The sequence below is a fragment of the Streptomyces sp. S3(2020) genome (assembly GCF_013044505.1).
Taxonomy (GTDB): domain Bacteria; phylum Actinomycetota; class Actinomycetes; order Streptomycetales; family Streptomycetaceae; genus Streptomyces.
The window spans coordinates 106,138-127,062 of the sequence record NZ_JABERD010000002.1; the positions used below are offsets into that span (position 1 = coordinate 106,138).

General features: G+C 71.7%; 21 protein-coding genes. 9 read left to right on the plus strand and 12 right to left on the minus strand.

The features are described from left to right. Window positions 1–124 precede the first annotated feature (124 nt). Window positions 125–538 carry a VOC family protein gene (locus tag HLK59_RS01535; RefSeq protein ID WP_171139306.1) on the plus strand — a complete coding sequence of 138 codons (414 nt, stop codon included), beginning with the start codon at window positions 125–127 and terminating at the stop codon, window positions 536–538. A gap of 530 nt (window positions 539–1,068) precedes the next feature. Here the strand turns inward: HLK59_RS01535 and HLK59_RS01540 are convergent. Together HLK59_RS01540 and HLK59_RS01545 are read right to left on the minus strand one after the other, a co-directional pair. Next, complete coding sequence (locus HLK59_RS01540) at window positions 1,069–1,767, minus strand: tRNA-dependent cyclodipeptide synthase (protein ID WP_206326640.1); 699 nt, start codon at window positions 1,765–1,767, stop codon at window positions 1,069–1,071. Window positions 1,768–2,083: 316 nt separating this feature from the next. Further along, window positions 2,084–2,704, minus strand: a complete 621-nt coding sequence (locus HLK59_RS01545) for a DUF6629 family protein (protein WP_171139308.1) — start codon at window positions 2,702–2,704, stop codon at window positions 2,084–2,086. Window positions 2,705–2,904: 200 nt separating this feature from the next. Between HLK59_RS01545 and HLK59_RS01550 the strand changes: the two genes are divergently transcribed. Together HLK59_RS01550 and HLK59_RS01555 are read left to right on the plus strand one after the other, a co-directional pair. Further along, complete coding sequence (locus HLK59_RS01550) at window positions 2,905–4,035, plus strand: MFS transporter (protein ID WP_346779621.1); 1,131 nt, start codon at window positions 2,905–2,907, stop codon at window positions 4,033–4,035. Between the two features lie 128 nt (window positions 4,036–4,163). Next, window positions 4,164–4,895, plus strand: coding sequence for a maleylpyruvate isomerase family mycothiol-dependent enzyme (locus HLK59_RS01555; protein WP_171139310.1), 732 nt, complete (start codon window positions 4,164–4,166; stop codon window positions 4,893–4,895). A 13-nt stretch (window positions 4,896–4,908) separates the two neighbouring features. On the opposite strand, the gene HLK59_RS01560 is transcribed toward HLK59_RS01555, so the two are convergent. Continuing rightward, window positions 4,909–5,307, minus strand: a complete 399-nt coding sequence (locus HLK59_RS01560) for a MarR family transcriptional regulator (protein WP_171139311.1) — start codon at window positions 5,305–5,307, stop codon at window positions 4,909–4,911. Between the two features lie 85 nt (window positions 5,308–5,392). On the opposite strand from HLK59_RS01560, the gene HLK59_RS01565 reads away from it, so the two are divergent. Next, window positions 5,393–6,874 carry an MFS transporter gene (locus tag HLK59_RS01565; RefSeq protein WP_171139312.1) on the plus strand — a complete coding sequence of 494 codons (1,482 nt, stop codon included), beginning with the start codon at window positions 5,393–5,395 and terminating at the stop codon, window positions 6,872–6,874. Between the two features lie 77 nt (window positions 6,875–6,951). After that, a complete protein-coding gene (locus HLK59_RS01570) occupies window positions 6,952–7,245 on the plus strand; it encodes a DUF6332 family protein (protein WP_171139313.1) in 294 nt (97 codons plus the stop codon). Here the strand turns inward: HLK59_RS01570 and HLK59_RS01575 are convergent. The 3 genes from HLK59_RS01575 to HLK59_RS01585 all read right to left on the minus strand — a co-directional run bounded on the left by HLK59_RS01575 (window position 7,206) and on the right by HLK59_RS01585 (window position 9,953). Then, window positions 7,206–7,871 (minus strand): response regulator transcription factor, encoded by a 666-nt coding sequence (locus HLK59_RS01575; protein ID WP_171139314.1) that lies wholly within the window; start codon window positions 7,869–7,871, stop codon window positions 7,206–7,208. The genes HLK59_RS01570 and HLK59_RS01575 overlap by 40 nt on opposite strands. Next, a complete protein-coding gene (locus HLK59_RS01580; protein ID WP_171139315.1) occupies window positions 7,868–9,073 on the minus strand; it encodes a sensor histidine kinase in 1,206 nt (401 codons plus the stop codon). Before HLK59_RS01580 ends, HLK59_RS01575 begins: the two co-directional genes overlap by 4 nt. A gap of 142 nt (window positions 9,074–9,215) precedes the next feature. Continuing rightward, window positions 9,216–9,953 carry a TetR/AcrR family transcriptional regulator gene (locus HLK59_RS01585; protein ID WP_171139316.1) on the minus strand — a complete coding sequence of 246 codons (738 nt, stop codon included), beginning with the start codon at window positions 9,951–9,953 and terminating at the stop codon, window positions 9,216–9,218. Window positions 9,954–10,120: 167 nt separating this feature from the next. Here HLK59_RS01585 and HLK59_RS01590 point away from each other — a divergent pair, with 167 nt between their 5' ends. Then, a complete protein-coding gene (locus HLK59_RS01590; RefSeq protein WP_171139317.1) occupies window positions 10,121–10,570 on the plus strand; it encodes a nitroreductase family deazaflavin-dependent oxidoreductase in 450 nt (149 codons plus the stop codon). Here the strand turns inward: HLK59_RS01590 and HLK59_RS01595 are convergent. Further along, window positions 10,560–11,798, minus strand: a complete 1,239-nt coding sequence (locus HLK59_RS01595) for a geranylgeranyl reductase family protein (protein WP_171139318.1) — start codon at window positions 11,796–11,798, stop codon at window positions 10,560–10,562. The two genes, HLK59_RS01590 and HLK59_RS01595, sit on opposite strands and share 11 nt — an antisense overlap. A gap of 132 nt (window positions 11,799–11,930) precedes the next feature. Between HLK59_RS01595 and HLK59_RS01600 the strand changes: the two genes are divergently transcribed. Beyond that, window positions 11,931–13,286, plus strand: coding sequence for a dipeptidase (locus tag HLK59_RS01600; protein ID WP_171139319.1), 1,356 nt, complete (start codon window positions 11,931–11,933; stop codon window positions 13,284–13,286). A 123-nt stretch (window positions 13,287–13,409) separates the two neighbouring features. Beyond that, window positions 13,410–14,471, plus strand: a complete 1,062-nt coding sequence (locus HLK59_RS01605; protein ID WP_171139320.1) for a protein kinase family protein — start codon at window positions 13,410–13,412, stop codon at window positions 14,469–14,471. Here the strand turns inward: HLK59_RS01605 and HLK59_RS01610 are convergent. From HLK59_RS01610 to HLK59_RS01630, 5 genes are all read right to left on the minus strand, one after another. Further along, entirely contained in the window at window positions 14,441–15,481 is a 1,041-nt protein-coding gene (locus tag HLK59_RS01610) for an NUDIX domain-containing protein (protein WP_171139321.1), read from the minus strand. The genes HLK59_RS01605 and HLK59_RS01610 overlap by 31 nt on opposite strands. Before the next feature lie 138 nt (window positions 15,482–15,619). Further along, complete coding sequence (locus HLK59_RS01615; RefSeq protein WP_171139322.1) at window positions 15,620–15,811, minus strand: hypothetical protein; 192 nt, start codon at window positions 15,809–15,811, stop codon at window positions 15,620–15,622. Window positions 15,812–15,940: 129 nt separating this feature from the next. After that, the gene (locus tag HLK59_RS01620; RefSeq protein WP_171139323.1) at window positions 15,941–16,537 is read right to left on the minus strand and encodes a HEAT repeat domain-containing protein; all 597 of its coding nucleotides are present in this window, start codon (window positions 16,535–16,537) and stop codon (window positions 15,941–15,943) included. A 9-nt stretch (window positions 16,538–16,546) separates the two neighbouring features. After that, window positions 16,547–17,851: a hypothetical protein gene (locus HLK59_RS01625; protein ID WP_171139324.1), complete on the minus strand. Its 1,305-nt coding sequence runs from the start codon at window positions 17,849–17,851 to the stop codon at window positions 16,547–16,549. 300 nt (window positions 17,852–18,151) lie between these two features. Further along, entirely contained in the window at window positions 18,152–19,099 is a 948-nt protein-coding gene (locus HLK59_RS01630; protein WP_171139325.1) for an ROK family protein, read from the minus strand. A 148-nt stretch (window positions 19,100–19,247) separates the two neighbouring features. On the opposite strand from HLK59_RS01630, the gene HLK59_RS01635 reads away from it, so the two are divergent. Then, window positions 19,248–20,342 (plus strand): LacI family DNA-binding transcriptional regulator, encoded by a 1,095-nt coding sequence (locus tag HLK59_RS01635; RefSeq protein ID WP_171139326.1) that lies wholly within the window; start codon window positions 19,248–19,250, stop codon window positions 20,340–20,342. The last annotated feature ends 583 nt before the right edge of the window (window positions 20,343–20,925 follow it).

The following is a 20,925-nucleotide window of genomic DNA, read 5'->3' on the forward strand; positions in this document are numbered from 1 at the left end:
CCCGGGACAGTCAAGGAGCCGGAGAGCCCCGCACGAGCCCGCTCCGCCCGCCCGGAGTGCCGTTGTCAGTGCCCCGGGCTAACCTCCGGACTACTGATTCTTTGCCCCGTTCCGGGAGGGTTTCATGGGCTCGCGACTCAACCCCTACATCAGCTTCGACGGAGACGCCCGGCAGGCGATGGAGTTCTACAAGGAGGTCTTCGGCGGCACGCTCACGCTCAACACCTACGGTGCTTTCGGCCGGCCGGACGCCCCCGAGGCCGACAAGATCATGCACGGCATGCTGGAGACCCCGAGCGGCTTCACCCTCATGGGCGCCGACTCCACGCCCGGTACGGAACACAGCCCTGGCACCAACTTCTCGGTGAGCCTGAGCGGCGACGACGACGCGGAGCTGCGCGGCTACTGGGAGAGACTGTCGGCCGGCGGCTCGGTGGCCGTGCCGCTCGACAAGCAGATGTGGGGCGACGTGTTCGGCATGTGCACGGACCGCTTCGGCGTCCCGTGGATGGTCGACATCACCGAGCCACAGGGCTGAGCGGGACCGGCCGGCCCGGGTGCGGTGGACACGGTGCCCGGCACGGGCGGTCCACGCTGATGTTCGTGCCGGTCGTGGTGGATCTGGTGGGACCGGTGCCGACGCTGGCGGCCGGGGGGCCGCCCGGGCGCTGATCGGAACCCGCTTCCAGACGACGGCCGATGCGCTCGTCCACCCCTCGGTCGCCGAGGCCCTGCTCCGGGGATGGGGATGGCGACGGCAACGGCGACGGGCACAGGACACCGAACGCAACCGCGTCCTAGACAGCGCCCATGGCTCCCGATGGCCCCGAAGAACACGGCAAGCACCCTCGGACACCCGTATCCGGACCGCCGGCGGCCCGCCAGGCCTACGAGTCCGACGTGGCACGCGGCGCCGTACCCCCGTCGCCGGTCCGGGCGGGCGAGGCGGTCGACCTCGTCACCGATCCGCCTGCCGCGACCGCACTCGTGTCCGCCTTGGCCGCCTGGCCGCCGAGGCCGTGGCGGCTGCGGCGAGAGCGGCGGGCCGCCGACCGGTGCGGCCACGCATCAGTGCGGAGCCCTGACGACGACGTATCCCTGTCGCGGGCTCGGCCGGATCGGGAGGCCGCCGTCGTACAGGGCCTCCACGAACGGCGTCGTGCGGTGATAGCAGTAGACGGACGAGTCGACCCCGGTCACCGCGGGCGTGTCGACGAGCAAGGGGATGTCAGCGAGGAAGTAGCGGACGGCGGTACGGACTTGGCCGTCCGTCGGTCCGGCTGATCCCGGCGGCATACGGTGGACGAGCACGGCACGCGACTCGCGCAGGCAGAGGTCCCGGAAGGCGGCGTTGTCCTCGAAGTGGGCGAGGGCCGCGCGGTGCAGTATCCGGAAGGAGCCGTTGGCCCGCAGGAAGCGCCAGTTGAGGATGTGGGCCTCCGTGCAGGGCAGGCCGAGCGCCGCTATCCCCGCCGTGATGCGGTTGCGCATCTTGAGCCCGTTCTCGTGGGCCCGCCGTCGCGCCTTGTCGGGCGGCATGCCGAGCGCGCGCAGGGTGAACTCCGAGGGGGTGTCGGGGACATGGAACTGCACCGTCTCGTAGCCGGCCGTGGCCCAGTGGCACAGTTCGGCGACGCGGGCCCGCTTGAAGTAGCTGTTGAAGAGGCTGATGCCCACGCAGGCGTGCTCCTGCCGCGCGGCGATCTCCCGGCAGCGCGCGGTGAGCGGCTCGGTGACGAAAGCGGTGTCCCCGCAATCAGTGTCCACAGAACCGGCAGTCTGCCCCATGTCCCCGAGACTCAGCGGGACCGACCGCCGTCGGACCCTCTCCTGGCGGCCTGCTCGTCGTTCTGCCGGCGCAGGCTGGGCGCAGTGGTCCCGCGTGGTACGTACATGTCTCCCCTGAGCCGGCGCAGCGGTGTCACACGGCTGCGGGGCTGTGACGTCTCACTGATGTTCATCAGCCCACCCTGCGCCGCGGGCACCTGCCCAGCCAGGCCCCTCCCGCTGGCAGGATCACCGGTCCCGGTAGCGGGACCACCACGCTCAGGGGGAATACACGCGCTCAGGCGCACACGCATGCTCAGGGGGAACACGCCGCCCGCCGACGCACCCACCCGAACACCACCACCGAGCACACCGCCGCGAACGCGCACCAGGTCGAGACGAACTCCAGCCGCCACAACGCCGAGCACACCAGCGCGCCCACCGCGGCCAGCACGCCGAACCCGAACAGCCAACGGTCACCGGAGAGCAGCAGGGCACCGACCGTGGCGAGCAGATAGCCCGCGATGAGCAGTTCGGCGTGCGGCAGCCCGAGGACGTAGCCGACGGTGTGCGCGCGGATCTCCGCGCGCACGGGACGGGTGGCGATGGCGTACGCCATCACGGCGGCGGTCACCAGGCCGCACACCACGGGAAGCGCCAGCCGGCCCCACGCCTGCCGCGGTGCCGCGCACAGGACGGCGAGCGGCACCCACGCCGCCAGGAGGGGGAGGGCGATCACCGCCCATACGACGGTGGCGGGCCCGGTTCCGCCCCCGACGTGCCAGACCCGGGCCTCGACCAGCTGATGCGCGCCGAGCAGCAGCGGCAGCGCGGCCATCGGGAGATCGCCCGCTCTGCGCACTCGCGCCACGCAGGCCACGCCGACGCCGGCGATCCCGGCACCGGCGACGAGATCGGCCGTGGCACTCCAGCACATGGCACCACTCTGACAACGATCCGACACAGGCGCACACCAGGCACCTTGCCCCAGCGCGCCTCCGCACCTAGCCTGACTTTGTGCCGCCAATAAACAAAACCCGAACGCACAACGACGTGCCAGGGAACAACAGGAACAGCAGGGACAACGGGAACGACGGGGACAACGGGAACGACAGGACCGCCCTCAGCCGACTCCGCGTGGTCCTGACCGTCTTCTTCGCCCTCGACGGCTTCATCTTCGCCGGCTGGGTGGTCCGCATCCCCGCCATCAAGGAACAGACCCACGCCACCGCCAGCACCCTCGGCCTCGCCCTCCTCGGCGTCTCCGCCGGTGCCGTCGTCACGATGATGCTCACCGGCCGCCTGTGCCGCCGCTACGGCAACCACCAGGTCACCGTCGCCTGCGCCGTGCTCCTCTCGCTCAGCGTGGCCCTCCCCCCGCTCACCCACTCCGCACCGGCCCTCGGCGCCGTGCTGCTGGTCTTCGGCAGCGCGTACGGCGGGATCAACGTCGCCTTCAACAGCGCGGCCGTCGACCTCGTCACCACCCTGAAGCGCCCCATCATGCCCAGCTTCCACGCGGCCTTCAGCCTCGGCGGCATGGTCGGCGCGGGCCTCGGCGGAGTGGTCGCCGCGCATCTCTCGCCCACCCGGCATCTGCTCGGCCTCACCGTCATCGGTCTGCTCGTGACGGCCGTGGCCGGACGCGCGCTGCTACGGATCGAACCGCCCGTGCCGCCCGGGCGGACGGAACCGCGAGCGGGCACCGCCCCCGACCGGCCGGGCCGGCGCACCCGTGGGCTGGTGATCGTCTTCGGGCTGATCGCCCTCTGCACGGCGTACGGCGAGGGAGCCATGGCCGAGTGGAGCGCCCTGCATCTCCAGGAGGACCTCCACACCTCCCCCGGTGTCGCCGCCGTCGGCTTCTCCTGCTTCGCCCTGACCATGACCATCGGCCGCCTCACCGGCACGACCCTGCTGGAGCGGCTCGGCCGCAGCCGTACCGTGATCGCCGGCGGCACCACCGCGGCGGCCGGCATGCTGCTCGGCGCGCTCGCCCCCGAACTGTGGGCCGCGCTCCTCGGTTTCGGCATCGCGGGACTCGGCCTCGCCAACCTCTTCCCCGTCGCCATCGAACGCGCCGGCACGCTCGCCGGCCCCACCGGCGTCGCCACCGCCTCCACGCTCGGCTACGGCGGTATGCTCCTGGGCCCGCCCGCGATCGGCTTCATGGCGGACTGGTTCTCCCTCCCGCTCGCCCTCACCAGCGTGGCCGTCCTCGCCGCCACGGCAGCCGTCATCGGGTTCCTCACCCGGCGTCACGGCTGAGTCCGCCGTCCTCGGCGGCCAGGACCCCACACCTCAACTCTGCGGAAACTCAGCCGACTTGCCCAGGGATCCGGCGTGCGCCGCGACGCTCCCCCTTCGACCGCGCTCCATGCGGCACACTCACCCCCATGGAGACTGCCGAGTTCGTCCGCATCCTCGACCGGGAGGGCCGGTCGCTCGCCGCGGCCGCCGAGCGGGCCGGTACCGACGCCAAGGTGCCGACCTGCCCGGAGTGGCAGGTGCGGGATCTGGTGCGGCACACGGGCGCGGTGCACCGCTGGGCGGCGGGGTTCGTCGCCGACGCCCACACCTCCCCTCGCCCCTTCGGGGGCCTGCCCGACCTCGACGGCGCCGACCTCCTGGCGTGGTTCCGTGAGGGGCACGAGCGCCTTGTGGACACCCTCGCCTCCGCCGACCCGGACACGCGGTGCTGGTACTTCCTGCCGGCGCCCTCGCCGCTCGCGTTCTGGGCGCGCAGGCAGGCGCACGAGACCACGGTGCACCGCTTCGACGCGGAGTCCGCGCGGGGCGGCGCTTCGAGCGAGATCACCGCGGAGTTCGCCGCCGACGGCATCGACGAACTGCTGACCGGCTTCCACGCCCGTGCCAGGAGCAGGGTGCGCAGTGAGCGGCCCCGGGTGCTGCGGGTCCGGGCGACGGACGCCGAGGGCGCCGTGTGGACCGTACGGCTGACCCAGGAGCCGCCCGCGGCCGAGCGGAGCGAGGAGGGGGACGCGGAGTGCGAGATCAGCGGTCCCGCAGCGCAGGTGTACCTGTCGCTGTGGAATCGCGTGCCGTTCCCCGGCGTGACCGGTGACGGCTCGCTCGCCGAGCTGTGGCGTGTGACGTCCGGGATCTGAGACCCGGCCCCGCTCAGTCCGAGGCCAGCATTCTCGTCAGTACCGCGCGCTGCACCGGGAGCACCTCGCCGTGCAGGGTGCGCCCCTTCGACGTGAGCGAGACACGGACACCCCGCCGGTCCTCCGAGCACATGCCGCGCTCGACGAGTCCGTCCTTCTCCAGCCGGGCGATCAGTCGCGACAGCGCGCTCTGGCTCAGATGGACCCGCTCGGAGATCTCCTGGACGCGATAGGAGCAGTCGCCGCCCGGGGCGCGCCGTACGTCGGCGAGTACGTCGAGCACCTCGAAGTCGCTGGCGCACAGGCCGTGCCCGTGGAGCGCACGGTCCAGCTCGCACTGGGTGCGCGCATGCAGCGCCAGGATGTCCCGCCACTGGTCCACGAGCGTCTGCTCGGCCTTCTTCGCCGCCATGGGCGCACCGTAGCAGAGAGCCGAAATTATTGCACTGTAATTAAATGCGTTTGCATTCGATGCATGCGCATGTAGTGTCTCCGGCATGACCTCTCCGCTCAACACCCCGGCGCCCGAAGGGCGTTGGACTCCCCGACTGTGGGGCACACTGCTGGTGCTCTGCGCCGCGATGTTCCTGGACGCGCTCGATGTGTCGATGGTCGGCGTCGCGCTGCCGTCCATCGGCGCCGACCTCGGTCTGTCGACCTCGACCCTGCAATGGATCGTCAGCGGCTACATCCTCGGGTACGGCGGCCTGCTGCTGCTCGGCGGTCGCGCCGCCGACCTGCTGGGCCGGCGCCAGGTGTTCCTCGTCGCCCTCGGCGTCTTCGCGGTCGCCTCGCTGCTCGGCGGGCTCGTCGACTCCGGACCGCTGCTGATCGCCAGCCGGTTCGTCAAGGGCCTGAGCGCCGCGTTCACCGCGCCCGCCGGTCTGTCCATCATCACCACGACCTTCGCCGAAGGCCCCCTGCGCAACCGCGCGTTGTCGATCTACACCACCTGCGGCGCCACCGGCTACTCGATGGGCCTGGTCTTCTCCGGCCTGCTCACCGAGGCCAGCTGGCGCTACACCATGCTGCTGCCCGCCCCCGTCGCCCTGATCGCCCTGATCGCGGGCCTGAAGCTGCTGCCGCGCAGCGAACGCGAACAGCGCACCGGCGGCTACGACATCCCGGGCGCCGTCCTCGGCACCACCTCGATGCTGCTGCTGGTGTTCACCGTCGTCGAGGCGGCGGAGGTCGGCCGGGGTTCCGCCCGCACGATCCTGTCGTTCGTCGCCGTCGCCGTCCTGCTGACCGCCTTCGTGGCCGTCGAGCGGCGCAGCCCCAGCCCGCTGATCCGGCTCGGCGTCCTGCGCTCCGGCCCACAGGTCCGGGCCCAGCTGGGCGCGTTGACGTTCCTCGGCAGCTACATCGGCTTCCAGTTCCTGGTCACCCTCTACATGCAGCAAGTGCTCGGCTGGTCGGCGCTGCACACCGCGCTGGCCTTCCTTCCGGCGGGCACACTGGTGGCGCTGTCCGCGACCAAGGTGGGCACGGTCATCGACCGGTTCGGCACCCCGCGGCTCATCGTGGCCGGCTTCGCGCTGATGGTCGTCGGCTATCTGCTGTTCCTGCGCATCGACCTCGACCCGGTCTACGCGTCGGTGATCCTGCCGACCATGCTGCTGGTCGGCGCCGCCTTCGCCCTGACCTTCCCCTCGCTCAACGTCCAGGCCACCAACGGCGTCGACGAACACGAGCAGGGCATGGTCTCCGGTCTGCTCAACACCTCGGTCCAGGTGGGCGGCGCGCTCTTCCTGGCCGTGGTCACAGCGGTGCTGACGGCGAACGCCCCCGAGGAGAACGCCTCTCCCCAGGCCGTCCTCGACAGCTATCTGCCCGGTCTGACGGTGGTCACCGGCGTCGCGGTCCTGGGCCTGCTGATCTCGCTGACCGGACTGCGGGTCCGGCCCCGCCGGAAGACCGTCGTGGTCGCCAGGTCCACATCCCAGGAGGAGGCGGCGCGCGTGACCGTGCGCGACTGAGAAGGGGGACGCCTCCCCCACCGTGCGCCCGGCGGAGCCGCTTGCTCCGCCGGGCGCACGGCTGTGAGACTCGCCGTATGACCGAACACGGGGGACGACGGGATCAGGCGGCGCGGGACGCGATCACCGTCGAGATCGGCTACGCACTGTTCAGCGCGGCGTTCGCGGCGGCGGTCGTCTTCGGGGCGCTCGCGGGTCCGGCGCTGCTCTTCGATCTGCCGCGGACGATGGAGAGGCTCCTGGTCCACGTGGGCCTCGCGCTCGCACCGGTGCTGTTCATGGCCCGGGTCATCAGTGTGCTGCTGCGCTTGGGGCGCGAGGACGGCGCGGCTCAGCCCAGCCAGCCCGGCCGGACCAACCCCGACTCATAGGCCAGCACGACGAGTTGGGCCCGGTCGCGGGCTCCCAGCTTCACCATCGTGCGGCTGACGTGGGTCTTCGCGGTGAGCGGGCTGACGACCAGGCGCCGGGCGATCTCCTCGTTGGACAGGCCGATGCCGACCAGGGCCATCACCTCCCGCTCCCGCTCGGTGAGCCGGACCAGCGCGTCGGCCGTCGCGGGCTCCTTGGAGCGGGCCGCGAACTCGGCGATGAGCCGCCGGGTCACCCCCGGCGAGAGCAGCGCGTCCCCCTCCACCACCGCCCTGACCGCACGCAGGAGTTCCTCCGGCTCGGTGTCCTTGACGAGGAATCCTGAGGCGCCCGAGCGGATCGCCTCGAAGACGTACTCGTCGAGTTCGAAGGTGGTGAGCATGACCACCCTGACGTCCGACAGCCGCTCGTCGTCGGTGATCCGACGGGTCGCGGCGAGTCCGTCGAGCACCGGCATCCGGATGTCCATCAGGACGACGTCCGGGCGCAGTTCGCGCACCAGGCGCACCGCCTCCGCACCGTCGGAGGCCTCGCCTGCCACCTCGATGTCCGGCTGCGCGTCGAGCAGCGCCCGGAACCCGGCCCGGACCAGTGACTGGTCGTCGGCGAGCAGTACGCGGATCACCGGTCCTCCTTCACTGTGAGCGGCAATACGGCGAGCACCCGGAAGCCTCCGTCGCGGCGCGGCCCGGCCTCGATCGTGCCACCCAGGGCCGCGGCCCGCTCCCGCATTCCGGCCAGCCCGTTGCCGCTGCCGCCCGCGTCGGCGCCGGTCGCGGGCCCGTCGTCGTCGATACGGAGCCGTAGCGTCGTCCTGTCGTCATGAGCGAGGTGCACGCGCGCGTGCCGCGATCCTGAGTGCCGTACGACATTGGTGAGTGCCTCCTGGACGATACGGAACGCGGCGAGATCCGTACCCGGCGCGAGTTCCGGGGCCCGCCCCTCGATCTCCACGGTCAGTCCCGCGCTCGCCGCCTGCTCCACCAGTTCGGGCAGCCGATCGAGCCCGGGGGCCGGTGCGCGGGGCGCGTCCCCGGGGGTGCGCAGGGTGTCGAGGACCTGGCGGACCTCGCCCAGCGCCTCCTTGCTGGCGGCCTTGATGGTGGTGAGCGCCGTGCGTGCCTGTTCGGGGTCGCTGTCGAGGAGGGCGAGGCCGACGCCGGCCTGCACATTGATCACGGAGATGCTGTGCGCGAGGACGTCGTGGAGTTCGCGGGCCATCCGCAGCCGCACCTCGTCGGCCCGTCGCCGTGCCGCCTGCGCCCGCTCGGCCCGTTCCCGGGCCCACTGCTCACGGCGGGTCCTGGCCAGTTCCGCCAGCGCGACGATGGCGACCCCCCAGGCGGCGACCACGCCCTCCGACCCCCAGGAGGCGGCCTCGTCCCCGGACGGCGGCAGCCACTGGTAGAGCCAGTGGGCCACCAGCACATGCCCGGTCCAGAGCAGGCCGAGCGCCGTCCAGGCAGCCTTGCGGTGCCCTGCGGCGATGGCGCTGAAGCAGCCCAGGGCGAACGTCACGAAGACCGGTCCATAGGGGTATCCGGCGCCCAGGTAGAGCATCGTGGCGGCCGCCGTGCCGAACACGACGACCACCGGGTGCCGATGGCGCCACAGCAGCAGCCCGGCCGCGACGACGAGCAGCACACGCGCGAAGACGTCGAGGTCCGCCCGCTCGTCCACCTGCTGCCGCGCCGCGAAGTTCGACCCGGCCAGCACGAACGCCGTGACCAGCACGGTGGAACGCCAGGGCCACCGTGCGGCACGCTCCTGATCACCCCAGCGGTTCCACCACGGAGGACCGCCCCCGGACACGCCCTGCTCATCCATGTCCGCCACGCTAGACGCCGCCCGCCACCCCGGACGTCAGCCGGGCGAGGACACCACGGGTACTCCCCGCGAAGTACGCCGCCCTCCCTGGCCCGCAGCCCCTCGGGCGCCCACCGGTCCGCCCGCCCCGCGAGCCGCCGCCTCAGGACCCGGAACCGCTGCCCTCGCCTCCGTCGGCGATGTCGGTCGGCTGGGCCACCAGCCCGACCCCGTGGGCGAGTCGGGTCGCGGCCTGCCGGAAGAACGTGTCGCGGTCCTCGACGACCCGGTTGAACTGTCCGAACAGCTCGAACCCCACCAGCCCGAAGAGCTGGGCCCAGGCCGCGACGAGCGCCGCCACCGACTCCGGCGGCAGGTCCGGGGCCAGGTCGGCGGCCATCCGCTCGGCTTCGGGGCGCAGTGCGGCGGACAACGAGGGCGTGACGAGGGCGGACCCCTGGTGGGCGTCGCGGACGATGCCGATGAAGACGAGCCCGACGCGGGAGGCGGCCGGGACGGTGGTGTCGGGTGCGGTGTAACCCGGCACCGGGGAGCCGTAGATCAGCGCGTACTCGTGCGGATGCCGAAGCCCCCAGCCGCGTACCGCCTCGCACACCGCGGTCCAGCGCTCGGCCGGCCCGGCGCCGACGGCTTTGTCGTGCGCCGCCTCCGCACTCTCGCCGATCGAGTTGTAGGCGTCGATGATGAGGTCGGTGAGCAGCTCGTCACGGCTCGGGAAGTAGCGGTAGAGCGCGGACGAGACCATGCCGAGCTCACGCGCGACGGCCCGCAGCGAGAGCTTCGCGGCACCGTCGGCGGCGAGCTGTCTGCGCGCCGCGTCCTTGATGGCCGCGGTGACTTCGATCCTGGCCCGGGCACGGGCGCCGTGTGCGGTGCTCATGCGGGCCAGTGTCCCACGAATGCAGAGCAGTGCACACAAACGAGAGCAGCGAACAAAAAAGAGAGCGGTGAACAAAAAAGAGAGCACTGCTCTTGCTTTGGAGCACTGTTCTGGCGCAGACTGAGGGCACAGCGAGAGCACCGCTCTCCCAATCCGATGGGGTCACCATGTCGCAGCCGTACTACCTCAAGGGCAGCCCGCTCAACGTCCGCTTCAACAGCGTCTTCGGCTGGCTGGCCCGGCACGGCTTCAGCCTGGCGGGGATGGCGGAGATGTCGGTGCGGGGCCGCAAGAGCGGCAAGATGCAGCGCATCCCGGTCAACCCGCACACGTACGAGGGCGGGCAGTACCTGGTCTCGGCCCGCGGCCACTCCCAGTGGGTGCGCAACATGCGCGTGGCCGGCGGCGGGGAGCTGCGGGTCGGCCGCAAGGTCCGCGAGTTCACCGCGGTGGAGCTCCCCGACGCGGAGAAGCTCCCGATCCTGCGGACCTACCTGGAGAAGTGGGGCTGGGAGGTCAACCAGTACTTCCAGGGGGTCACCGCGAAGTCCTCCGACGAGGAGATCGTCGCGTGCGCCCAGGACCACCCCGTCTTCCGGATCACCGTCAGGAAGTGACCTCGCCGCCGTCGGGTGCCTGCCGACGGTCCAGCGCGGCCAGCGCACGCTGGGCCATGGGACGGCCGCGGACGAGCTCCCCCAGCGTCGTCGACCCTCGGGTGATCTCCGTGAACGCCCTCCAGGCCGGCCGGAACCCGGTCAGCGCGGCATGGAAGAGACCGGGGCGGCGCTCGAACGCCATCAGCAGCCGCTTGCCGACACTCATCTCCACGCCCAGCCCCGCCTTGATGGCGAACGCGTAGTTGAGAGCCTGGCGCCGGGTGTCCACGGCGTCATGCGCCTCGGCGATCCGCACCGCCCACTCCCCCGCGAGCCGCCCCGAACGCAGCGCGAACGAGATGCCCTCGCGCGTCCACGGCTCCAGGAGCCCCGCCGCGTCCCCGCACACCAGCACCCGGCCACGGGACAGCGGCGAGTCGTCGGCCCGGCAACGCGTCAAGTGACCGGAGGAGATGCTCGGTTCGAACCCGGCGAGGCCGAGCCGCCCGATGAACTCCTCCAAGTACCGCTTGGTCGCGGCCCCTTCACCGCGTGCCGAGATCACCCCGACCGTGAGGGTGTCGCCCTTGGGGAAGACCCAGCCGTAACTGCCGGGCATCGGCCCCCAGTCGATGAGCACCCGCCCCTGCCAGTCCTCGGCGACGGTCTCCGGCACCGGGATCTCCGCCTCCAGGCCCAGATCCACCTGGTCGAGCTTCACCCCGACATGTGCTCCTATCCGGCTGGCGCTGCCGTCCGCGCCGACGACCGCCCGCGCGAACACCGTCTCGCCGCCCTGGAGGACCACGGCGACGGTACGCCGGTCCGGCACCGCCGTCCCGTGCTGCTCGACCCGCTGGACGGCGACGCCCGTGCGCAGCTCGGCGCCGGCCTTCTGGGCGTGCTCGACGAGCTGGTGGTCGAACTCGGGCCGGTTGATCAGCCCGAACAGCATCTGCTTGGAGCGACGCGTCCTGGTGAAGCGGCCGTTGTGGGAGAAGGTCACCGCGTGCACCCGGTCCCGCAGCGGCAGCTCGAAGCCGGGCGGCAGGGAGTCGCGCGAGGGGCCGATGATGCCGCCGCCGCACGTCTTGTAGCGGGGCAGCTCCGCCTTCTCCAGCAGCAACACACGGCGGCCCGCCACCGCCGCCGCGTACGCGGCCGAGGCCCCGGCCGGCCCCGCACCCACCACGACGACGTCCCACACCTGCCGCGCGTCGTCCGCCGAAGAGTTCTCGCTGGTCACGATGGTCTACTGCTCCGATCAAGCCCGTTGCCGCACCTGCCTCCCGCATCCTACGACCGTCATCGCCGCAGGCCACTGTGGGAGGATCTCCATACCCACATGTACAACGTCGCACCTACAAGGAGCGTGCCCATGTCGTCGAATCCGGTCGCCGAGACCGTCGCCTCGCTGATGCCCAGAGCGCGGGCGGAGCTCACCGAACTGGTGGCGTTCAAGTCGGTGGCGGACTTCGACCAGTTCCCCAGGAGCGAGAGCGAGGGCGCGGCCCGCTGGGTCGCCGACGCGCTCGGCGCCGAGGGCTTCCAGGACGTGGCCCTGCTCGACACCCCGGACGGCACCCAGTCGGTCTACGGCTACCTGCCCGGCCCCGACGGTGCGAAGACCGTCCTGCTCTACGCCCACTACGACGTGCAGCCGCCGCTGGACGAGTCCGCCTGGACCACTCCGCCGTTCGAGCTGACCGAGCGCGACGGCCGCTGGTACGGACGCGGTGCCGCCGACTGCAAGGGCGGCGTGATCATGCACCTGCTCGCCCTGCGCGCGCTGAAGGCGAACGGCGGCGTGCCCGTGCACGTCAAGGTGATCGCCGAGGGCTCCGAGGAGATGGGCACGGGCGGTCTGGAGCGGTACGCCGAGCAGCACCCGGACCTCCTGGAGGCCGACACCATCGTCATCGGCGACGCGGGCAACTTCCGGGTCGGTCTGCCGACGGTCACGTCCACCCTGCGCGGCATGACCATGCTCCGTGTGCAGGTCGACACGCTCCAGGGCAACCTGCACTCGGGCCAGTTCGGCGGTGCGGCCCCGGACGCGCTGGCCGCGCTGATCCGCGTACTGGACTCGCTGCGCGCCGAGGACGGTTCGACGACGGTCGACGGTCTGGCCCCCGAGACCGGGTGGGACGGCCTTCAGTACGACGAGGAGCAGTTCCGCGAGGACGCGAAGGTCCTGGACGGCGTCGAGCTGATCGGCTCCGGCACGGTCGCCGACCGCATCTGGGCGCGTCCGGCCGTCACGGTCCTCGGCATCGACTGCCCGCCGGTCGTCGGCGCCACCCCGTCCGTGCAGGCGGGCGCCCGCGCCCTGGTCAGCCTGCGGGTGCCGCCGGGTACCGACGCCGCCGAGGCGACCAAGCTGCTCCAGGCCCACCTGGAGGCGCACACCCCGTGGGGCGCCCGGGTGCGCACCGAGCAGATCGGCCAGGGCCAGCCCTTCAGCGCCGACACGACCAGCCCGGCGTACGCGGCGATGGCCGACGCCATGTCCGTCGCCTACCCGGGCCAGGAGATGCAGTACGCGGGGCAGGGCGGCTCCATCCCCCTGTGCAACACCCTCGCCGCGCTCTACCCGCACGCCGAGATCCTGCTCATCGGCCTGAGCGAGCCCGAGGCCCAGATCCACGCGGTGAACGAGAGCGTGTCCCCGCAGGAGTTGGAGCGCCTCTCGGTCGCGGAGGCGCTGTTCCTGCGCAACTACGCGGCGGGCTGACCGACTTCGCCGTCACCGGAAGGCCCTCGTCCACGGACGGGGGCCTTTCCACGGTCGTCCGTCGCCCGGCGGCGCCGCGGAAATCGGCGGACAACCACGCGCTGTCCGGCCGAGGATGACTCCATGTCCCGCACCGATCGCCGCACCGCCCATGCCGACATCGCCGCGTCCCTATCGCTCCTCAGCAACACCGGGCTCATGGAACTGGTGGAGTCGGGTTCGCCGCTCGGCACGGGAATCGGCGGACGTGCGGCGCTCGTCGAGGTGGACGGCAGACGGGTCTTCGTGAAGCGGGTACCGCTCACCGACCTCGAACTGCGGCCGGAGAACGTCCGGTCCACGGAGAACCTCTTCCAGGTGCCGCCGCACTTCCACTACGGCATCGGCAGCCCGGGCCTGGGTACCTGGCGGGAACTGGCCGTACACACCATGACCACCGACTGGGTACTGGCCGGCCACTTCCCGGGCTTCCCCCTGATGCACCACTGGCGGGTCCTGCCCGACACCCCGCGGCCCCTGCCCATCGAACTCGCGGACGTGGAACGGGCGGTGGCCTACTGGGGCGGCAGCCCCGCGGTGCGCGAACGCATCGAGTCGCTGCGCACGGCGTCCGCGAGCCTGGCGCTGTTCCTGGAGTACGTCCCGCACACCCTCCACGACTGGTTGGAGGCCCGGCTGCGCACGGACGACGCCGATGCCGCGTGCGTGTCGGTGGAACGGCAGCTCCGCGCACTCACCGGTTTCCTCGGCAGCCGTGGACTCGTCCACTTCGACGCCCACTTCCAGAACATCCTCACCGACGGCCACCGGCTCCACCTCGCCGACTACGGCCTCTCCCTCTCCACCCGCTTCCGCCTCACCCCGCAGGAGCGCGCCTTCTTCGGCCGGCACCGGCACTACGACCGCGACTACACCACCAGACACCTGGTGATCTGGCTCGTCACCGCCCTCTACGGGCATCGCGGGCAGGAGCGGGACGACTTCATCCGCGCGTGCGCCGACGGCGCGCGGCCCGGGGGCGGGATCCCGCGGGCCGCGGCCGACATCATCACCCGCTACGCCCGGCCGACAGCCGTCATGAACGACTTCGCCCGTCGGCTGTCCGAGGAGAGCAGGCTGACCCCCTATCCGGACGAGGAGCTGAACGCCGCCGCTCAGGCCGTCGGAACGCCCGCCTCCAGATAGAGCGCCGCCCCGCGTTCCCGGGCCCGCAGCGCCCACCGCAGCCGCTCGTAGCGGACGGGCGGCAGCAGGTCGGCGGCCTCCTGCTCGGTGACGAAGCGCCAGTCCCGCAGTTCGGGCCCGGGCAGCAGCACCCGGCCCGCCTGTGCGGAGTCGAGACGGCCGCCGTCGAAGAGGAGGCGCAGACCGCCGTAGCCGGGCGGCCGGGGCTGCTCCCAGTCGACGACGAGGAGCCGCGGTACGTCCTCCAGCCGTATCCCGGTCTCCTCGGCGACCTCGCGGATACCGGCCCGCGCGGGCGCCTCACCGGGTTCGACGACGCCGCCGGGGAACTCCCAGCCGGCCTTGTAGGTGGGGTCGACGAGCAGCACCCGGTCCTGCTCGTCGAAGAGGAGGACTCCGGCGGCGAGGGTCTCGGCGGTCGGTTCGGGGGTCTGCACGATGTCGCAGACGGGTACGGCACCGGATCCGACCGCCTCCACGATGCGGACGGCCGTCTCGTACGGGGTGCGGGCTCCGTTGTCGACGGGGTGGGCGTCGGTGGTCAGCCAGGAGGCGAGGGCGGTGCGGTACGGCTCGATGTGGTCGTACGACCACTGCCGTATCCGTATGTCGCCGTCGGGCAGGTCCGGCGGGATCTCCCGCCCGGCCATCCGCTCCCGCAGGATCGTTTCGGCCGGGGCGAGAAGGACGTGCCGGACCGTGATCCGGCGAGCGGCGAGGCCGCCGAAGATCTCATCGCGGTACTCCTGGCGCAGCAGGGTCATGGGGACCACGAGGGTCCCGCCGAGCTCGGCCAGCATGGCGGCGGCCGTGTCGATCACAAGACGTCGCCAGATCGGCAGGTCCTGGAAGTCACCGACCTCGGCGAGGTGCTTGGGCGGGAGCAGGTGCGTCAGCGCTCCGCCGATGACCTCGGGGTCGAAGAGCGTGCTGTTCGGGATCAGTTCGATCAGTTCTCGTGCGGTGGTGGTCTTCCCCGCACCGAACGCACCGTTGATCCAGACGATCACGGTTCCCCCTCTTCTGTTGGCCCCCTGAGGCTTGCCCGCTTCACCCTGCCACGGAAACCAGCCCCAGTTGAGGGGGCGCATACGACGGCGCCGGCGCCCCCTGACGCGAGGGGCGCCGGCGCCGTGCTCCGGTCGGCCTCAGCCGTTCTGCCCGAGGGCGGTGTCGTCGACGGAGAGGCTCTCGCTGGCGATCGTGTCGCCGAGCGTGCTGACGGTCTTGTCCACGTCGAGGTCGGGCAGGTCGTCCCCGAGCGCGTGCGAGGGGGTGACCGCGGCGACGACGAAACCGGTGGCCATGGTGGCGATGGCGAGCATGGTGCGCTTCTTCATGCCCGGATCAACGGCGCGGGCGGGCGGGAGTCACGGGAACGTCGACGAAAGCGGCCGGCGGGAGTACGCGGGTGCCCGGACCCGGCACGCGGCGGCGGCTGGGCCCGGGCACCCGGGGACGAGCGGATCTCACTCCTCGCCGGGCATCTTCCCCGGCTTCGGCTCGATGCCGGAGTCCCCCATGCGCCGGTCGGCGCCCGGACCCTCGCCGGGCATCAGCCCGGTCGTGGCGCCCTCGCCGGGCATCAGACCGCTGTCGGCCCGCTCTCCGGGCATCGTCCCCAGCGGCTGCTCGCCGTTCGGCACCGGCTCGGCCGGCACCGCCTGCGCAGCGAGGGAGGCCTGCTGGATACGGTCGGCCAGCTCCGTCGGCGGGTCCGCGGGCACAGCCGCCAGAGCCACCTTGCGCACGCCGGGATCGTCGTCGGCCACCAGGTCGGAGAGAACCGCGGCGGCGGACTCCGGGGGCAGACTGGCCGCGGCACTGGCCGCCGCGACGCGCAGCGTCGGGTCCTCGCTCCGGGCGGCCGTGGTCACCACGTCCTGCCCGGTGTCGCCCGCCAGCTGCCCGGCCGCGTAGGCCGCCTTGGCCGCGAGCAGCGGATCGTCGCCCGCGACCAGCCTGCGCAGATGGGGCAGGCTGTCGGTGCCCAGCCGGGCGGCAGCCGCGTAGTCCGGCTCCTCGGGATCGAGGACCTTGCGCACATCACGCATCGATACGCTCACCGAAGCCTCCTAGATGTCCTGGGTCCGAGGACTGTCGAGCATGGTCTTCACCTCGTCCGAGACCAGGTCGGGCGGTGGGTTCGTGATGTTGGCCGTGCCGTTGCCCGTCATCAGGCGGTTGTTGTCGGTCACGTGCCGCAGGCCCAGGACGTGCCCGATCTCATGCCCCAGTGTCCACTGTGTCGCACCCTGCGCCACGACGGCACCCGGGCGGCCGGCGGGATGCGCCGCGCAGCCGTTGAACGGCGGCACCGTCGACCGTACGAAGTAGGCGACGACGTCGTCGGGACCCGCGTTGTTGCGATGGGCGAAGAGCTCGTTCTGCTCGGCCGTCGTCTGTCCGCTCACGCACTGTCCGACGTCGATGTCGTTGAGGGCCGGCAGGTTCAGACTCTCGGTAGACGCCAGTTCCACGGCGATGCCCGCGGTCGCGTACACCTCCCGCATGCGTGCCACGGCGTCGGTGACGGACACGTTCGGAGCGGTGAGGACCTTGGCGTGCAGCCGCACGGTGGGGACCTGTGTCCACCACTTGTGCCACATCGCGCTGTCGGTACCGGCGACGAACGTGTCGATCCGGTTCGGTCCCCACGAGACGGCGGCGGGCGCGCTGGTCAGCACACCACCGAGACTCTCCCAGCCCGACCAGCCGTTCTGGAACCACTTGTGCCACAACGCCGAGTCGGTGCCCGCGACGAAGACGTCGAGCCGCCCGGACGACCAACTCGCCACGGACGGGGCGGAAGTGAGCACACCGCCCAGGCTCTCCCAGCCCGACCAGCCGTTCTGGAACCACTTGTGCCACAGCGCCGCGTTCGTGCCGGCGCCGAAGACGTCGATACGGCCGTTGCTCCAGGAGACGGCGGCGGGTGCGCTGGTCAGCACACCACCGAGACTCTCCCAGCCCGACCAGCCGTTCTGGAACCACTTGTGCCACAACGCCGAGTCCGTCCCCCGCACGAAGACGTCGAGCCGCCCGGACGACCAACTCGCCACGGACGGGGCGGAAGTGAGCACACCGCCCAGGCTCTCCCAGCCCGACCAGCCGTTCTGATACCACTTGTGCCACAGGGCGGAGTCCGTGCCCCGCACGAAGACGTCGATACGGCCGTTCCCCCAGGAGACCGCGGCGGGCTCCGAGGTGAGGATGCCGCCGAGGCTCTCCCAGTTCGACCAGCCGTTCTGGTACCACTTGTGCCACAGCGCGGAGTTGGTCCCGCGCACGAACGTGTCCAGCCGCCCCGAGGTCCAGGACGACACACCGGGGCCGCTCGTCAGCGTGCCCCCGAGACTCTCCCAGCCCAGCCACGTCATGGCATTCCCCCTTCACCCGCGGAACGCTTCGCGGAAGGCCCATGACGCTACTCGTCCGGCTTACGGCGGCTAAGCATGAAATCGGGCCATAAACATGACGATCAGCCATGTTCTACGGGAAACAGGGATATGCCAGAGATACCCACAGTGGAGGAACGGTGTGTGCCATATGCGTCCTGCCCGGGGCATGCCGCATGGGGCCGAACCGGATGTTGGCCGATACCGGACCCGACGGTCGTACGTCGGGTCCGGCAGCCGAGTGAACGTCCCTGCCGAGTGAACGTTCCTGCCGAGGTCCGGTCAGACCGTGGCCGCGTCCGTCCGCTTCGCGAGGGCGGCCGCCGCCGCACCCACCAGCCCCGCGTCGGTGCCCATCTGAGCCGGCGTCACCGCCAGACGCCGCACGAAGGACAGGGTGGCGTAGTCGGTCAGGGCCTTGCGCAACGGTGCGAAGAGGACGTCGCCCGCCTTGCCCACACCGCCGCCGATCACCGCGATGTCGATCTCGACGAGTGTCGCGGTGGCGGCGATTCCGGCGGCCAGGGCCTGGGCGGCCCGTTCGAAGGAGGCCACCGCGACCGGGTCGCCGGCCCGGGCGGCCGCGGCCACCGCCGCGGCGGAGGTGTCGCCGTCGGGGCCGGGGCGCCAGCCGTTCTCCACGGCCCGGCGGGCGATGTTCGGACCGCTCGCGATGCGCTCCACACAGCCGCGCGAACCGCACGCGCACGGGTCCCCGTCCACGTCCACGCTGATGTGGCCGATGTGTCCCGCGTTGCCCGTCGGACCCGGGTGCAGACGGCCGTTGAGGACCAGGCCGCCGCCGACACCCGTCGAGACGACCATGCACAGCGCGTTGTCATGGCCGCGGGCCGCGCCCTGCCAGTGCTCGGCCGCGGTGATCGCCACGCCGTCGCCGATCAGCTCGACGGGCAGCCCACCCGTCGCCTCCCGGACCCGCCGGACCAGCGGATAGTCGCGCCAGCCGGGCACGTTGACCGGGCTCACGGTGCCCGCGGAGGCGTCCACGGGCCCCGCGCTGCCGATACCGAGGGCGGAGGCGCGTCCCCACAGCGTCGACGCGGTGAGCTCGCCGAGCACCTCCTCGACGGCACCCATCACGGTCTCGCCGTCCTCCTTGGCGGGCGTGGCGCGCTGGGCTCGCACCAGGATCCGGCCGTGGTCGTCGACCAGCGCCCCGGCGATCTTGGTGCCGCCGATGTCGAGCGCGGCCACGAGGTCGGTGTGCATCAGTGTGTGATCTCCCGGTCAACCATGAGCGAGTGTGGGCCGATCCCGGGGTGGGGGCACGGAACCGGAGATTGCGGTGGACAGTGTCCCCCGCATCTGACAACGTTGTCCAGGCTCTATGCTCGACGCCACATCCTCATACAAAATCATGGCCGCCGCACCTTCCCGGACGACAGGAACAGGACGCCGCATCGTGCCCGACTCCACCCGCCGCGCAGACCGCCTCTCCGCCACGCGTTACGGCAACCGTCCGACGATGAAGGACGTGGCCGCGCGCGCCGGGGTCGGCCTCAAGACGGTCTCCCGTGTGGTCAACGGCGAACCGGGCGTCACACCGGAGACCGAGCGCCGGGTCCAGGAGGCCATCGACGCGCTCGGCTTCCGCCGCAACGACAGCGCGCGGGTGCTGCGCAAGGGCAGCACCGCCAGTATCGGGCTGGTCCTGGAGGACCTCGCGGACCCTTTCTACGGTCCGCTGAGCCGCTCCGTCGAGGAGGTGGCCCGTGCCCACGGCGCCCTGCTGATCAACGGTTCCAGCGCGGAGGACCCGGACCGCGAGCAGGAGTTGGTGCTGGCGCTGTGCGCACGGCGGGTGGACGGCCTGGTGGTCATCCCGGCCGGTGACGACCACCGGTATCTGGAGCCGGAGCTGAAGGCGGGCGTCGCCACGGTGTTCGTGGACCGTCCGGCCGGACAGATCGACGCCGACGTCGTCCTCTCCGACAACTTCGGCGGCGCCCGCGACGGTGTCGCCCACCTCATCGCCCACGGGCACCGCCGGATCGGCTTCATCGGCGACATGCCCCGCATCCACACCGCCGCCGAGCGGCTGCGCGGCTACCGGGCCGCAATGGAGGACGCGGGCATACCGGTCGAGGACTCCTGGATGTCCCTCGGCGTCACCGACCCCGAGCGGGTGCGGCGGGCGACCGAGGAGATGCTCTCCGGACCGGCGCCGGTCACCGCGGTCTTCGCGGGCAACAACCGGGTGACGGTCACCGTGATCCGTGTCCTCGCCGAACAGTCCCGGCACATCGCCCTGGTCGGCTTCGACGACATCGAACTGGCCGACCTGCTCCAGCCGGGCGTCACCGTCGTGGCCCAGGACGCGGCAGCCCTCGGCCGTACCGCCGCCGAGCGCCTCTTCCGCCAGCTCGACGGCACGCTGATCACCCCGGAACGCATCGAGCTCCCCACCCGCCTGATCACCCGCGGCTCGGGCGAACTGCCGCCGGCGGACTGAGCGTCCGATGGAGGAGGGCGCGCGCGAGGTACGTCAGCCCGGGCAGGCACCGGAGGGACACACGAGCGGTCCGGCACCGACGCCTTCCGCGAGCGATCCGCAGCAGCCCCCGCCGACCTCGGGCGGAAACCCGAGCGGACCGCCACACCCAGCGCCGACACCAACACCCTCCACGAGCCAACCGCAACAACCCCCGCCGACCTCAGGCAGAAACCCGAACAGGCCACCACACCCAGGGCCGACACCGACGCCTTCCACGGACGAACCGCAACAGCCCCCGCCGACCTCGGGCGGAGACCCGAGCGAGCCGCCACACCCGGGACCGACACCAACACCCTCCACGGACGAACCGCAACAACCCCCGCCGACCTCGGGCGGAAACCCGAGCGAGCCGCCACACCCGGGACCGACACCAACACCCTCCACGGACGAACCGCAACAACCCCCGCCGACCTCGGGCGGAAACCCGAGCGGGCTGCCGCTGCCGGGGGCCGCAGACGATGGCTCGGCAGGTTATCCACCGCATGCCGCGGCCGCCTCGGACGGACGCGTGGGTGGTTCCTCGCGGTTGGGTTTTGGTTCG